The sequence below is a fragment of the Streptomyces huiliensis genome (assembly GCF_020037025.1).
Lineage (GTDB): Bacteria > Actinomycetota > Actinomycetes > Streptomycetales > Streptomycetaceae > Streptomyces > Streptomyces huiliensis.
Genome location: NZ_JAIQLH010000057.1, coordinates 1 through 14,098, shown reverse-complemented (window position 1 = coordinate 14,098; position 14,098 = coordinate 1). Strand labels below are relative to the sequence as shown.

Genomic DNA, 14,098 nt, shown 5'->3' with positions numbered 1-14,098 from the left:
GGTTTCATTTCGTGATCGGTTCAATCGGTTCAATCGAAGGGAAAAGCGATGGCCCGGGCCACTGCTCGCCACATCCTGGTGAAGACGGAATCCGAAGCGCTGCAGCTGAAGGAGCAGATCGAGGGCGGCGCCGACTTCGCCGAGCTCGCCAAGAAGCACTCGTCGTGCCCCTCCTCTCGTGACGGGGGCAACCTCGGCGAGTTCGGTCCGGGACAGATGGTTCCCGAGTTCGACCAGGTCGTCTTCAGCGCGCCGGTCGGCGAGGTCCAGGGCCCGGTGAAGACGCAGTTCGGCATGCACCTCGTCGAGGTCACCAGCCGGCGGGACTAGGCAGGGCTCGCGCAGGTGATCACGGCCGGGACAGTCCCCGCGCACTGACCGGCGTGATCGCGCTGCGCACACCGCGCCGTGGGCGGCCGGACGGCTCCTAGGCGGTCGGTGGGGTGCCGCCGCGGCGCGTGCACACCCACAGGACGAATCCCAGGGAGCCGAACCCGGCGCCCAGCGCGCAGACCGCGCCCCAGCCGGCGGCCGTGTAGAGGGCGGTCGCGGCGAGGGCGCCGACGGCGCTGCCGAGCGAGTAGAAGACCATGTACCCGCCGATCAGCCGGCTGCCCGCGTCCGGGTGCAGCGCGTAGATCAGCGTCTGGTTGGTGACGTGTACCGCCTGCACGGCCAGGTCGAGCAGGACCACCCCGACGACCAGGGCCCAGAGCGAGTCGCGGGTGAAGGCCAGGGGCAGCCAGGAGACGGTGAGCAGGGCCAGCGCGATGCCGGTGGTGCGCTGCGAGAGGCCGCGGTCGTTCAGCCGGCCCGCGACGGTCGCGGCGAGGGCGCCGGCGACGCCGAACAGGCCCAGCGCCCCGATCGCGCTGTGGGAGAACCCGTAAGGCGCCTCGCTGAGCGGCAGCGCGACGCTGCTCCACAGGGTGCTGAAGGAAGCGAAGACCAGCAGGCAGAACGCGGCGCGGAGCCGCAGGAGCCGTTCCCGCGCGAAGAGGGTGAGGGTCGAGCGCAGGAGCTGCCCGTAGGGCAGGGGCGCCGGCCGGGCGGGGGTACGGCGGGGCAGGACGCGGTACAGGATGAGCGCGAGCAGCGCGGTGAGCGACGCCGAGGCGACGTAGACGGAGCGCCAGCCCGCGAGGTCGGCGAGGAGGCCGGACACGGTGCGGGCGAGCAGGATGCCGGTGACGACGCCGCTGGTCACCAGGCCGACGACCCGCCCGCGCCCGGCGGGAGGCGCCAGCGACGCCGCGAACGCCACCAGCGTCTGCGTGACGACCGCGAGGAGCCCCGTCGCGGCCATGCCCGCGAGCAGCACCGCCGCCGAACGGGCGGCGGCCACCACGGCCAGCGCCCCGACCAGGAGCAGCAGTTGGACGACGACGAGCCGTCGGCGGTCGGCGATGTCGCCCAGCGGCACGAGGAAGAAGAGTCCCAGCCCGTAGCCGGCCTGGGTGAGGGTGACGACGCTGCCGACGAGCGCCGGGCTCATGGCGAGGTCGTGGCCCATGGTCACCAGGAGGGGCTGCGAGAAGTAGACGTTGGCCACGGCGGCGCCGCAGGCCACGGCGAAGAGGACGACGAGGCGGCGCGACAGGACGAAGGGCGGATCCCCTTCGCGCCCCCCTTCGCGATCCCCTTCGCCCCGGGCCTCGTTCGGTCGTGCCGTGGCGTCACTGCTGCAGGGCATGAAACCCCTCCCACCCATTCGGTTGCAACTTGCTACCGATCGGGACGGTAGTCCGCGTTGGTAGCATGTTGCAACCAAAATGAGAGTGAGGGACGCCATGGTGACCAGGACCCGCTTCGACGACAGCGAATGCCCCGTCGCCCGGTCGGTGGACGCGATCGGCGACTGGTGGTCCCTGCTGATCGTGCGCGACGCCTTCGACGGAAGCCGGCGCTTTGGCGAGTTCCAGCGGAGCCTCGGCGTCGCCAAGAACATCCTCACCGCGCGGCTGCGCACCCTGGTCGCCGGCGGCGTCCTGGAGTCCGTCCCCGCCTCGGACGGCAGCGCCTACCGCGAGTACGTCCTGACCCCGAAGGGGAAGGCGCTCTTCCCCGTCATCGTGGCCCTGCGCCAGTGGGGTGAGCAGCACGCCTTCACGCCCGGCGAACCCCACTCCGAACTGGTCGACCGCCGCCGCGAGCGGCCCCTCCGTCCGCTGGAAGTCCTGTCGGCCGACGGGCGGCGGGTGGACCCGGACGACACGGTCGTCCACAAGCTTCCGGCCCGGTGACCCGAGCCGCGCGCCGGCCGCCGGGGGCGCTCCCGCTCAGTGGACGCTCCCGCTCAGTGGAACTGCCCGGCCACGTAGTCGCCGGCCGGCTGCCGGGCGATGATGTTCAGCCGGTTCACCGAGTTCATGATGGAGACCAGGACCGCCAGGGCGGTGAGCTGCTCCTCGTCGTAGTGCTCGGCGGCGTCCGCCCACACCGCGTCGCCGATGCCCCCGGCCCCGTCCGCGACCCGGGTCCCCGCCTCCGCGAACTCCAGCGCCGCCCGCTCGGCCTCGGTGAAGACCGTGGCCTCCCGCCACGCCGCGACCAGGTTCAGCCGCACCGGGCTCTCACCGGCGGCTGCGGCCTCCTTGGTGTGCATGTCGATGCAGACGGCACAGCCGTTGATCTGGCTCACGCGCAGGGCCACCAGCTCCTGCGTCACGGCCGGCAGCGGCATTTCCTTGAGCGCCTTGCCCGCCGACATGAGGTGCTTCATGATCTTGCCGGCGGCCGGGTCGGCGAAGTAGTTCAGTCGCGCGTCCATGGTGGGCTCCTTCGTGGTCGTCAGTGGTCGGCAGTGGTTGGCAGTGGTCATCAGTGCTCGTCACTGGGTACGCCCTTGAGACGAGGCGGCCCCGCCGCCTGTGACGCGGCCGCGGCCGGATGAGACGCGCGTCTGGAGTTCGACGCGGCGTACGCACGGATCAGGCGGCGCGGCATCGAGCACTACGCCGATCCGCGCAAGCAGCGGCCCGGCACGATCAACCACAACGACGGCGGCCGGGGCGTCTACTTCATGGACCCGGCGGGCCACGCCATGGAACTGATCACCGTGCCGTACGGCGGCTGGGCTTCGTAAGCGCGTCCGGCTCGAGGTCTGGGGCCCGGGCACTCAGGGCCCGAGTTTATTGAAAGTTTAAGTACTCAGGGCCTAGGGTGGGCTCGGCAAGTCCTTGAAAGTTCAAACGTGACTCGCCGCATCGCATCCCCACATGCGTTCCCCATGCGCCCCCCACGAAGGAGTCCTCGTGAAGTCCACCCGGAAGGTCTGGGCCGCGGCCGCCACCCTCGGCGTTCTCGCCGCGAGCGGTGCCACCGTCGCCGCCGCTGCCCCGTCCGCCTCTCCCGCCGCTTCCCCGCGCGCCTCGAAGGCCGCCGCGGCGAGCGAGGACGCGCAGTTGCAGAAGCTCTACAAGGAGGCGCTGGCCGAGGGCGGCCGGCTGGTGGTCTACGCCGGCGGCGACAAGCCGGGCCAGGCCGACTACCTCAAGAACGCCTTCCTCAAGCAGTTCCCGAAGATGAAGGTCGACACGGTCGTCGACTTCAGCAAGAACCACGACGCGCGCCTCGACCAGCAGATAGCCGAGCACAAGGTCGTCGCCGACGTCGTCCACCTCCAGACCCTCGACGACTTCCCGCGCTGGAAGAAGGAAGGCGCGCTGGAGAAGTACAAGCCCGTCGGCTGGAACAAGGTCTACGACAAGGTCAAGGACAAGGACGGGTACTACACCGGCCTGTTCTTCATCGGCTTCGCCAACGTCACCGCCACGACGCTCGGCGACAAGGCGCCCGTCGAGGCCGGGGACTTCCTGAAGCCCGAGTTCAAGAACAAGCTCGTCTTCACGTACCCGAACGACGACGACGCCGTTCTCTACTACTTCAAGCAGCTGACCGACAAGTACGGCACCGGTTACCTGAAGAAGCTCATGGCGCAGAACCCGAAGTTCGTGCGCGGCACGGCGGACGCGTCCGCGGCCGTCGGCAAGGACGGTTACGTCGCCAACTTCGGCAGCTCCGGCAGTTCCAGCGGCCTGTCGAAGACGAGCATCCCCGAGAAGTCGCCGTGGGTCGCCTGGCCGCAGACCGGCGCGATCCTCAAGGACGCGCCGCACAAGGCGGCGGCCAAGCTGTACCTGAGCTGGATCCTGTCGAAGGGCTACCAGGAGAAGTCGTACGGCTGGAGCGCCCGCACGGACGTCCCCGCGCCGGCCGGCCGCAAGGGGATCTTCGACTACGACAACATGAACCCCCTCGGCCTCGGCCGGTTCATGGGCGACCGTGCGGGGCTCGACCGCTTCAAGGCGAAGATCAACCTCTTCGTGGGTGACGTGAAGGGCGCGAACCCGGCGGACCCGGAGGGGAAGCTGGGTCTGTACCCGGTGGACCAGAACGGCACGCAGGGCTGAAAGACGTCGTTTCGTCCGGCGGATCGCCCCAGCCGGACCCCGCGGACAGACGCCGGTGTACCGAGCGTGGCAGCCGCGGGGTTCGCGGGCGGTGCGTATACCCGCCACCGGATACGGAAGAGCGGCCGGAGGGGTGAGACCCCCCGGCCGCCTCGGTCGCCGGTGCCGGTGTGCCAGTCGGTTATGGCATGCGGTGGTTCGACAGGGAGGACGCCTTGACGGCGGTGATCTTGACGAACGATATGTCCGTGCCGCCTGCCGTGTAGGAGTGGCCGCACGTCAGCACCGCGTTGCCGGACGCGGTGAAGGTGTGGACCACGTTCAGCGACATCGGGACGTGCGCGAGGGTCCCGTCGTGGTTGGCGTAGAGCCGGTCGAAGTCGTTGCCGGCCCGGAGGAAGCAACGGATCGTCTGGTGGTGACCGCCGTCGGGCACGTCCAGGTTCAGTTTCGCGGAGATCGTGTAGGAGCCCTCCGGCAGGGAGAGCCTGCCGACCTCTGCCAGGCCGTTGGCCCCGGTGTTGAGCTTGTAGGAGTCCTTGTAGCCGCTGAAGACGGCCGCTGCTCCGGGTGGCGCGCTCTGTGCTGTGCCCGGCATCGCGGCCAGTGCCACCCCAGCGCCGGTAGCCAGGGCCAGCGCACTGAACAGCACCTGACGCCTCATCATCGTTGCCTTCATGGGGTCCCCCTTCCACAGCTGCGGCCGATCGGCTGCAGATGCCACAACGGACGTCGGCGTCTTCCGGACAAGTTGCGAGGAGGGCGGGTGGTGAAGGCGTGTGATGGGTGCGCCCGGCGGCGGTCTCGCGCCGCCTTTCGGCCACCACCGCCTTCCGACGATTGGCCGAGTGGCCCGAGGGACGAGTGTGGGCGGAACCGAAGCGCCTGGTCCTGGACGAGCTCGGAGCCAAGCTCTTCATACTGGCGAAGCCATGCTCGACGTGGGCTCCGACCTTGCGGCGGCAAGTGGGTGTGCGCGATCCTCACACGACTTCCGTCGACACGGTCGCGCAGATCACGTGCCGGACAGGCGGAGATCCCCGGACCGGGCATCGCATCGGACGCGGCCAGAGGCGAAGGTGATCTCCAGCGCGATCCGTCCGGTGTCCGGGTCCCTCTCCTCGCCGACGGCTGACACCGTCTCGCCGAGGTGGTCGGCGAACGGGGTCTCACTGCGGATCGGAGCCACCTCGACACGACCCCACTCCGCCATGTCGTAGCCCGCGCGGGGCGCCGAACTGTCCACCACCAGGCACCAGTCCGACCCGGCCGTCACGTGGGTGGAGGCCCCTTCGCTGTCGATCAGCCACACGTCCAACGGGTCGGGCGGGGCCTCCGAGCCGTACACGTGCCACGAAGCGACTACCTCCTCGAGACGCCGCCCCACGAGGTAATCAGGGCGCACACGGGCCCCGTGCAGCGGGCACCCATCCCACTCTTCCGACTCCACCCGACGACCGTACCCTCAGGCAAAGCCCCAGCTCACCTGTTTATCCGGGGCAAGCCGTAGGCAGCGGCCGACGACTCTTCGGCGAAGTCGCGGCGCCTGCCGCATGGCGATGGCGGCTGCGGCCGGCTTGCGTGCCTCAGAAGAGATGGTCGCGCTTGTCATGGCGGGGCGAACCGCGATGGGCCGGTGCTGCTTCGACGTGCTCACATATCGCCCTCACAGTGGGGACTGCGGCGGGCGACCTCGCCGTCGAACTCCGCACGTTCCTCAGGAGCGCGGTCCGGTAGCCGGAACACCTTCCGGGCCGGGTCCCCGCAGCGCTCGGGCCGCCTCGGTGATCAGGCGGTGTTCGTGTGCGCTGACGCCCTCGGTGATGCCCGGGTAGTCCACGAACGCGAACGCCGTGATGTCCGTGCGGACGGGCGGCAGCTTGATGCGTGCGATGTCGTCCGGGTGCAGTGGTTCACACGCGAACAGGTAGGCGGTGGAGCGGCTTTCGTGAATCGGCTCCATGCCGAGGACGAACCGCGGTTCGACGCGGATGTGCAGGTCGCGGCGGACGTAGTACGCCATGGCGTTCCGGGCCGACTCCTCCCGGAGGGCCGGCCCGCCCGGCAGGCGCCAGCTGTTGTCGCTGCCCTTCAGCATGAGGAGACGCCCGTCGGCGTCGGTGATGTGCGCGAGGCCGGTGATGTGGGGGGTCGACGGCATGGCTCTCTTCCTGAGGGTAGAGGGCGGATGGGGGCCGTAGGTGCGGCGTGGCACGCGACGGCAGCGCGGATGCGGGTGCGCCCAACGGGCGCCAACGGCCGGGCGGGTGCGCCGGATTGCTCTGGCAGGCGCGTAGCGATGAGCCGCCTGCTCGCTGGAAGCGGCGGCGCGCAGCGAACATAGCGCTAGATACGAACCTGTACCAACCATTGGACGTCTAACGAGTGAGACTGGCATATGCCACCTCTGGGTACGGCGAAGCCCTCTCGCTCGCGAGAGTGAGAGGGCTTCGATTGTTGACGTTCAGGCGAGGTCGTCGAACTCGCCCTGGGCCACCCCTGCGAGGAAGGCCCGGAGTTTGGCAGGGCTTGTCCTGATGACGACCTCAGGGTCATCGCTTTCCCGTATGAGGATGTCCTCCCCGAGTCTGGCCACTTCCAGGCAATTGCCCTCGGCGTCCGTCGACTGCGAGGACTTCCGCCATGCGATGGTGTTTTCCACGTCTCACGCCTTCACAGTTGTCGTGCCGTTTCGAGGATGAAGTCGCGCGACCGCCCAGGGTCGAGTGACCTGTCTTCGATCCGATCCAGGGCGGCCCTGTAATTCGCGAGACGCGTTTCCGCGTCCAGGAACGCGCTCCCGTTCGGGCTGTCCGTCTGCACCGTGTCGAGCTGCGGCACGGGCCCTCCCACGTAGAGTGTCGAACTTCCCGCGTTCGTGAAACCACCTGCGCTGAACGGAATGATCCTGACGGTCACGTTGTCACGTTCCGACTGATCGGCCAGGTAGCGCAGTTGGGCCAGTGCGACCTTTCGATCGCCGAACCGCAGACGGAGTGCGGCTTCGTGGATCAGGAATGTGCAGACCGGCGGATTGTGTGTGTCGAGGACGTCGCGCCGTCGCAATCGATGCGAGAGACGGCGGCGGAGAAGCATCGGGCTGACGGGAGGTACCGCTTCTTCGAAAACCGCGCGAGCGTAGTCCTCGGTCTGGAGCAGCCCGGGCATGTGCATGATCTGCACCGCGCGGAGCGAGACGGCGTGGTGTTCCAGCTCGGCGAGGTCCAGGACGCCTGCAGACAGGTCGTTCCGGTAATCCTCCCACCATCCCTTCCCGCGTTCCTCGGCCATGGCGGCGAGGGCGTCGACGTACGCGGCGTCCGGACATCCGTAATGGCTCGCCCACGTGCGAACGCGCTGTGCGCTGACGCCGAATCGTCCGCTCTCGGTGTTGCTGATGCTGGTCCGGTCCGTGCTGAGCAACGTCGCGGCCTCGACCAGCGACAGCCCCGCGTGCTCGCGCAGCTTCCGCAGCTCCGAACCCAGCCGGCGCTGCCGCGCCGTTGGGGCCTTCCTTGGTGGCATCCGCCTCCCCTCCCTGTCGCGCCACAGTTTGTCCGGTGTCCCTATGGGGGTCCACCTCGTCACCCGATTGAGCTACTTGAGTACAACTAGTGATACGGGTCGGCTACTGTCCTCCCGGCACCGCTCACAGCGCCTGGAAGAGCCGAAGTGCAGCCGCCCGCTTGCCCCTTGGGGCATCCCGCGAGGTGGTCGAGCCACGGATGGCGTCGGGTGTGCGCAGGACCGATCCGAGAGAGGTGAGCTCGTGAGCGCAGCCCCGTTCAACCCCTGTATGACCAGAGGGCCCACACCGCAGCACCCGCTCGGGCGCCGCTCCGCCGTCGGCGGTATCGGCCAAGCTCGCTGCCGGCCACCAACAGGCTGTATAGGGCAGTCGTTAAGGCCGCCTGGTCACGTCACTCACCTGGAGCGCGCCGCCGACCGGTCGCGCGCTAGAGCAAGTGATCGAACTCGCCTGCTTTGACCCCCGCGACGAAGGCGGCGAGTTGCTCGCGAGTCATGGCTACCACCGTGTCGGGCTCACTCGACTCTCTCAGATGCACCGCATCGTTCACGAGGCGTGCCTCCACGCAGTTGTTGCCGCCGCCACCGCAGAATGATGACCTCTGCCAATCCGTTCCCGGCATCCTCTCCTCCTTTGCGAGATGTATGGGACTTCAACCGATGAGACCCGGCAGTCCACCCCCGCTCAGGCTAGGTCTCCTCACTGCTTACAGCGGCGTCGGGCGTCCGCTCGGTTGAGTTTCTGCGCCAAGGAACAAAGCGCTGTGAGTGCTCCGGATGGCGTGGGACACGGCTGATGCCGGCCCGCCGACCCAGTCGGAGGTGCTGAACCGGACGTTCTCACGCCAGGCGCGGAGTCCGCACACGTTGGGCCGGTGCCCGCTCACCGGCACACAGGTCCACGGGGAGGGCCGCGAACTCCGGTCCCGGACCGGCCGGAAAGCGAGCAAGCACGCTTGCTTGTTTCGCGAGCCGCTGTCACGCTCCCGAACGTGCTGAGGATCGGGAACGCCTCCGGCTTCTACGGTGACCGTTTCGACGCGATGGAGGAGATGCTCACCGGCGGCCCCCTGGACGTGCTCACCGGGGACTACCTCGCCGAACTGACCATGCTCGTCCTCGGCCGGGATCGGCTGAAGGACCCGGAGCGCGGGTACGCCCGGACGTTTCTGCGCCAGTTGGAGGCGTGCCTCGGGACGGCCGCCGACCGCCGGGTGCGGATCGTCGCCAACGCGGGCGGGCTCAATCCGGCCGGACTAGCGGACGACATCAGAGAGTTGGCGGAGCGGCTGCGTATCGACACCCGTGTCGCCTACGTCACCGGCGACGACCTGCTCCCCGCCCGTGACTGGGGGCCCGGCGTGCTCACCGCCAACGCCTACCTCGGCGGCGGCGGGATCGCCGCCTGCCTGCGGGGCGGGGCGGACGTCGTCGTGACCGGCAGGGTGACGGATGCGGCGCTGGTAAGCGGGGTGGGGGCGGCGCACTACGGGTGGGAGCCGCGGAAGTACGACGCCCTCGCGGGGGCGGTCGTCGCCGGGCACGTGCTGGAGTGCGGGGCGCAGGCGACCGGCGGGAACTACGCCTTCTTCGGCGAGCACGACGTCCGACGGCCCGGCTTCCCGATCGCCGAACTGGACGCGGACGGCGGCTCGGTGATCACCAAGCACCCGGGCACCGGCGGCGCCGTCACCGTCGGGACCGTCACCGCGCAGCTGCTGTACGAGACGCACGGCGCCCGCTACCCCGGCCCGGACGTAACGGCCCGGCTCGACACCGTCCGGCTGACGCAGGACGGCCCGGACCGGGTACGGATCGGCGGCGTCCGGGGCGAGCCGCCGCCGGCCGCGCTCAAGGCGGGGCTGACTCGCCTGGGCGGGCTGCGCAACGAGGTCGTGTTCGTCCTCACCGGCCTGGACATCGAGGCCAAGGCGCGCCTGGTCCGCGCGCAGATGGAGGACGCGCTCGCCCGCCGCCGGCCTGCCTCCGTCCGCTGGACCCTGGCTCGTACGGACCACCCCGACGCGGGCGTCCAGGAGGAGGCGAGCGCGCTTCTGCGCCTGGTGGTGCACGACCCGGACCCCGAGACCGTCGGCCGGGCGGTCGGCGCCGCGGCCGTCGAGCTGGCCCTGGCGAGCGTCCCGGGGTTGCACCTCACCGCGCCGCCGGGGCCGGGTTCCCCCTACGGGACGTTCGAGGCGGTGCCGGTGGACCCCGAGACCGTACGGCACGTCGCCGTCCTGCCCGACGGGACGCGCGTCCCCGTCCTCCCGCCGCCCGTACGGACCGACGGCGTGCCCCCGCCGCCCGACCTCGCGCTCCCCGAGCCGCTGCCCGCCGGGCCCGTGCGCCTCGCGCCCCTCGGGCGCGTCGCGGGTGCCCGCAGCGGCGACAAGGGCGGGAGTGTCAACGTCGGCGTCTGGGCGCGGGACGAGGCGGGGTGGCGGTGGCTGGCCCACGCGCTCACCGTCAACCGGGTCCGGCAACTCCTGCCTGAGGCCGCCGAGATGCGTATCACCCGGCATGTCCTCCCCAACCTTCGCGCCCTCAACTTCGTCATCGACGGCCTCCTCGGACGCGGCGTCGCGGAGAACGTGCGCTTCGACCCGCAGGGCAAGGGCGTGGGCGAGTGGCTGCGCGCCCGGTACGTGGAGATACCGGAGGTGCTGCTGTGACCGTCCTGACCTCCCGGCTCGACACCGCCGGGCCCGGCTACGCGGCCAACCGCGCCGCCATGCTCGACCGGCTCGCCGAGGTCGAGGCCGCGCACGCGCAGGCGGTGGCGGGCGGCGGCGAGAAGTACGCGGCCCGGCACCGCGCCCGGGGGAAGCTCCTGCCGCGCGAGCGCGTCGAGTTGCTGCTCGATCCGGACACGCCGTTCCTGGAGCTCTCCCCGCTGGCCGCCTGGGGCACCGAGTACGCGGTGGGCGCCTCGCTCGTCACCGGCATCGGCACGGTCTCCGGCGTCACCTGCCTGATCAGCGCCAACGACCCGACCGTACGCGGCGGGGCGAGCAACCCGTGGACGCTGCGGAAGGCGCTCCGCGCGCACGAGATCGCCCGCGCCGACCGGCTGCCGGTGATCAGCCTGGTGGAGTCGGGCGGCGCGGACCTCACCGGGCAGAAGGAGATCTTCGTTCCGGGCGGCGCCCTGTTCCGCGACCTCACCCGCCTCTCCGCCGCCGGCATCCCGACCGTCGCCGTCGTCTTCGGCAACTCCACGGCCGGCGGCGCGTACGTCCCAGGCATGTCCGACCACGTCGTCATGGTCAAGGAACGCGCCAAGGTGTTCCTCGGCGGCCCGCCGCTGGTGCGGATGGCGACCGGGGAGGAGGCCGACGACGAGTCGCTGGGCGGCGCGGACCTGCACGCGCGCGAGTCCGGCCTCGCCGACCACTACGCCGTCGACGAGCACGACGCCCTCCGGCAGGCGCGCCGCATCGTCGCGCGCCTGCACCACCCGCCCGCGCCCGCCGCCCCCTGGCCGTCCGAGCCGCCCCTTCACGACGCGGAGGAGCTGCTCGGCATCGTCCCCGGGGACCTCCGCGTGCCCTTCGACCCGCGTGAGGTGATCGCGCGCGTCGTCGACGGCTCGGACTTCGACGAGTTCAAGCCGCTGTACGGCGCCGGGCTGACCGTCGGCTGGGCCCGGCTGTACGGCCGGCCGGTCGGGATCCTGGCCAACGCGCAGGGCGTCCTGTTCAGCGCCGAGTCACAGAAGGCCGCGCAGTTCATCCAGCTCGCCAACCAACGGGACATCCCGCTCCTCTTCCTGCACAACACCACCGGCTACATGGTCGGCCGCGCCTACGAACGCGGCGGCATCATCAAGCACGGCGCGATGATGATCAACGCGGTGGCGAACTCCCGGGTGCCGCACCTGTCCGTCCTCCTCGGCGCGTCCTACGGCGCCGGGCACTACGGGATGTGCGGGCGCGCGTACGACCCCCGGTTCCTCTTCACCTGGCCCAGCGCCCGCGCCGCCGTCATGGGCCCCAAGCAGCTCGCCGGCGTCCTCTCGATCGTCGCCCGCGCGTCGGCGGCCGTGAAGGGGCTGCCGTACGACGAGGAGGCCGACGCCGGGCTGCGGGAGGCGGTGGAACGGCAGGTGGAGGCGGAATCGCTGCCGATGTTCCTCTCCGGGCGGCTGTACGACGACGGGGTCATCGACCCCCGCGACACCCGGACCGTCCTCGGCCTGTGCCTGGAGGCGGTGTACGGCGCGCCGGTGGAGGGGGTCCGGGGCGGCTTCGGGGTCTTCCGCATGTGACCCGTTCTGGGAAAGGGTGACCGTGATCGAGACCGTGCTCGTCGCCAACCGGGGCGAGATCGCCTGCCGCGTCGTCCGCACCTGCCGCGCGCTCGGCGTCGCGACGGTGGCCGTCCACTCGGACGCGGACGCCGGGGCGGCGCACGTCCGCGCGGCCGACACGGCCGTCCGCCTGCCGGGCAGCGCGTCCGCCGACACGTACCTGCGGGGCGACCTGCTCGTCCGGGCCGCCGTCGCGGCGGGGGCGGACGCGGTGCATCCGGGGTACGGGTTCCTGTCGGAGAGCGCCGCGTTCGCGCGGGAGGTGCGGGCGGCGGGGCTGGTGTGGATCGGGCCGCCTCCCGAGGCGATGGAGGCCATGGCGTCGAAGACCCGCGCCAAGGAGATCGCGGCCGACGCCGGCGTCCCCGTCCTCGCGCCCCTCGACCCGTCCGTCGTCCGCCCCGCCGACCTGCCCGTCCTCGTCAAGGCGGCGGCGGGCGGGGGCGGGCGCGGCATGCGGGTGGTCCGGGAACGGGCCGAACTGGCCGTGGCGTTGGAGGCGGCACGGGCGGAGGCTTCGGCCGCGTTCGGCGACGGGACCGTGTTCGTGGAGCCGTACGTGGTGGGCGGACGGCACGTGGAAGTGCAGGTCCTGGCCGACGCGCACGGCACGGTGTGGACCCTGGGGACGCGCGACTGCTCCCTCCAGCGCCGCCACCAGAAGATCATCGAGGAGGCTCCGGCGCCCGGTCTGCCCGCCGGCCTGGAGGACGCGCTGTGCGCGTACGCGTCCGGGCTCGCCCGAGCCGTCGGGTACGAGGGGGCGGGGACGGTGGAGTTCCTGGTCGGGGGTGACGGGCGGCCGTGGTTCCTGGAGATGAACACCCGGCTCCAGGTGGAGCATCCGGTCACGGAGTGCGTGTACGGCGTCGACCTGGTCGCCCTACAGGTGCGGATCGCGGAGGGCGGCCGGCTGGAGGGCCCCCCTCCGGCACCGCGCGGCCACGCCGTCGAGGCCCGGCTGTACGCCGAGGACCCGGCGCGGGAGTGGCGGCCGTGGGTTGGGAGGGTGCATGGGGTGGCTTTCGAGGGGGTGGCGGGGGAGGCCGTCGGGGGTGGGTCGAGCGACGGGCTCGGGGGCGGGGGTGGACTGTGCGTCGGTCTGGGGGGTGGCCGCGCTGCGGGGCGCCGTGTGGAGGCAGGCAGCGTCGGGGCTGGGGGCGGGGCATGGGCGGCGGATGCGAGCGGCGCGCCCGGCGGAGGCCCGCGCGCGGATGCCGGTGCGGATTCCGGTGCGGGTTCCGGGGGCAGCAGCGGGCTCCGCTCGGAGGCGGGTGCGGGCCCCGGGCGGGTCAGCGGTCCGGACGAGGGTGCTGGTGTCGGGGTGGGTGGCGGCGTCGGTTTCGGGGGCGGCAGCGGGATGCGCGCGCAGGCGAGTGCGGGCTCCGGGCGGGGCAGTGGTCAGGACGGGGGCGTCGGCGTCGGTTCCGTGGGTGGCGGTGGTCCGCGCGCGGACGGCCGTGTGGGGCCTGGGGCAGGCAACGGGCTGCGCGCGGATGCGGGTGTGGCGTTCCGGGGCGGCAGTGGTCTGCTGCGCGTCGACCTCGGCGTCGGGGCCGGTGACGTCGTCAGTCCGTACTACGACGCCCTGCTCGCCAAGGTCGTCGCCCATGCCGCCGACCGGCCCGCGGCCCTCCGGCTGCTCGCCCGCTCCCTCGAACGTGCCCGGATCCACGGCCCGGTCACCAACCGCGGCCTCCTCGTCCGCACGCTCCGGGACCCGGAGTTCGCCGCCGGCGGCGCCGGGACGGACTTCTACGACCGCCGGCTCGCCGCCCTCACCGCCACCGGCGGTGCCGCGCACGACGCCGGCGCCCGGCTCGCGGCCCTCGCCGCCGCCCTGGCC

The 14,098-nt window shown here is 71.4% G+C and carries 14 protein-coding genes and 2 pseudogenes; 8 read left to right on the top strand and 8 right to left on the bottom strand.

Annotation, left to right across the window (positions count from 1 at the left end):
• Nucleotides 1-48: 48 nt before the first annotated feature.
• Nucleotides 49-330, top strand: coding sequence for a peptidylprolyl isomerase (locus tag JNW98_RS12235; protein WP_223768188.1), 282 nt, complete (start codon nucleotides 49-51; stop codon nucleotides 328-330).
• 97 nt (nucleotides 331-427) lie between these two features.
• Here JNW98_RS12235 and JNW98_RS12230 read toward each other — a convergent pair whose 3' ends face one another.
• On the bottom strand, nucleotides 428-1,693 hold the full coding sequence (locus JNW98_RS12230; protein ID WP_223768187.1) for an MFS transporter: 1,266 nt from the start codon (nucleotides 1,691-1,693) through the stop codon (nucleotides 428-430).
• 97 nt (nucleotides 1,694-1,790) lie between these two features.
• On the opposite strand from JNW98_RS12230, the gene JNW98_RS12225 reads away from it, so the two are divergent.
• The gene (locus JNW98_RS12225) at nucleotides 1,791-2,243 is read left to right on the top strand and encodes a winged helix-turn-helix transcriptional regulator (protein WP_223768186.1); all 453 of its coding nucleotides are present in this window, start codon (nucleotides 1,791-1,793) and stop codon (nucleotides 2,241-2,243) included.
• 53 nt (nucleotides 2,244-2,296) lie between these two features.
• Here the strand turns inward: JNW98_RS12225 and JNW98_RS12220 are convergent, their stop codons facing one another.
• On the bottom strand, nucleotides 2,297-2,770 hold the full coding sequence (locus JNW98_RS12220) for a carboxymuconolactone decarboxylase family protein (RefSeq protein WP_223768185.1): 474 nt from the start codon (nucleotides 2,768-2,770) through the stop codon (nucleotides 2,297-2,299).
• 135 nt (nucleotides 2,771-2,905) lie between these two features.
• Here JNW98_RS12220 and JNW98_RS12215 point away from each other — a divergent pair.
• Nucleotides 2,906-3,085 (top strand): annotated as a pseudogene (locus JNW98_RS12215) (VOC family protein); the annotation flags it as partial.
• A gap of 169 nt (nucleotides 3,086-3,254) precedes the next feature.
• Complete coding sequence (locus tag JNW98_RS12210) at nucleotides 3,255-4,412, top strand: ABC transporter substrate-binding protein (protein ID WP_223768184.1); 1,158 nt, start codon at nucleotides 3,255-3,257, stop codon at nucleotides 4,410-4,412.
• Between the two features lie 181 nt (nucleotides 4,413-4,593).
• On the opposite strand, the gene JNW98_RS12205 is transcribed toward JNW98_RS12210, so the two are convergent.
• Nucleotides 4,594-5,091 carry a hypothetical protein gene (locus JNW98_RS12205; RefSeq protein WP_223768183.1) on the bottom strand — a complete coding sequence of 166 codons (498 nt, stop codon included), beginning with the start codon at nucleotides 5,089-5,091 and terminating at the stop codon, nucleotides 4,594-4,596.
• 134 nt (nucleotides 5,092-5,225) lie between these two features.
• Between JNW98_RS12205 and JNW98_RS12200 the strand changes: the two are divergent.
• A pseudogene (locus JNW98_RS12200) lies at nucleotides 5,226-5,324 on the top strand (IS5/IS1182 family transposase); the annotation flags it as partial.
• Between the two features lie 103 nt (nucleotides 5,325-5,427).
• Here JNW98_RS12200 and JNW98_RS12195 read toward each other — a convergent pair.
• The 5 genes from JNW98_RS12195 to JNW98_RS12175 all read right to left on the bottom strand — a co-directional run bounded on the left by JNW98_RS12195 (nucleotide 5,428) and on the right by JNW98_RS12175 (nucleotide 8,563).
• Entirely contained in the window at nucleotides 5,428-5,724 is a 297-nt protein-coding gene (locus JNW98_RS12195) for a hypothetical protein (protein ID WP_223768253.1), read from the bottom strand.
• A 405-nt stretch (nucleotides 5,725-6,129) separates the two neighbouring features.
• Entirely contained in the window at nucleotides 6,130-6,573 is a 444-nt protein-coding gene (locus tag JNW98_RS12190; protein ID WP_223768182.1) for an NUDIX hydrolase, read from the bottom strand.
• Nucleotides 6,574-6,876: 303 nt separating this feature from the next.
• Nucleotides 6,877-7,074, bottom strand: a complete 198-nt coding sequence (locus JNW98_RS12185; RefSeq protein ID WP_223768181.1) for a DUF397 domain-containing protein — start codon at nucleotides 7,072-7,074, stop codon at nucleotides 6,877-6,879.
• Nucleotides 7,075-7,085: 11 nt separating this feature from the next.
• Complete coding sequence (locus JNW98_RS12180; protein ID WP_223768180.1) at nucleotides 7,086-7,937, bottom strand: Scr1 family TA system antitoxin-like transcriptional regulator; 852 nt, start codon at nucleotides 7,935-7,937, stop codon at nucleotides 7,086-7,088.
• Nucleotides 7,938-8,368: 431 nt separating this feature from the next.
• On the bottom strand, nucleotides 8,369-8,563 hold the full coding sequence (locus JNW98_RS12175; protein ID WP_223768179.1) for a DUF397 domain-containing protein: 195 nt from the start codon (nucleotides 8,561-8,563) through the stop codon (nucleotides 8,369-8,371).
• 420 nt (nucleotides 8,564-8,983) lie between these two features.
• On the opposite strand from JNW98_RS12175, the gene JNW98_RS12170 reads away from it, so the two are divergent.
• The 3 genes from JNW98_RS12170 to JNW98_RS12160 all read left to right on the top strand — a co-directional run.
• Nucleotides 8,984-10,615 carry an acyclic terpene utilization AtuA family protein gene (locus JNW98_RS12170; RefSeq protein ID WP_372459225.1) on the top strand — a complete coding sequence of 544 codons (1,632 nt, stop codon included), beginning with the start codon at nucleotides 8,984-8,986 and terminating at the stop codon, nucleotides 10,613-10,615.
• Nucleotides 10,612-12,210 (top strand): acyl-CoA carboxylase subunit beta, encoded by a 1,599-nt coding sequence (locus JNW98_RS12165; protein ID WP_223768177.1) that lies wholly within the window; start codon nucleotides 10,612-10,614, stop codon nucleotides 12,208-12,210. Before JNW98_RS12170 ends, JNW98_RS12165 begins: the two co-directional genes overlap by 4 nt.
• A 22-nt stretch (nucleotides 12,211-12,232) precedes the next feature.
• Nucleotides 12,233-14,098 (top strand): ATP-binding protein (locus tag JNW98_RS12160; RefSeq protein WP_223768176.1); only part of this gene is annotated, 1,866 nt, incomplete at its 3' end.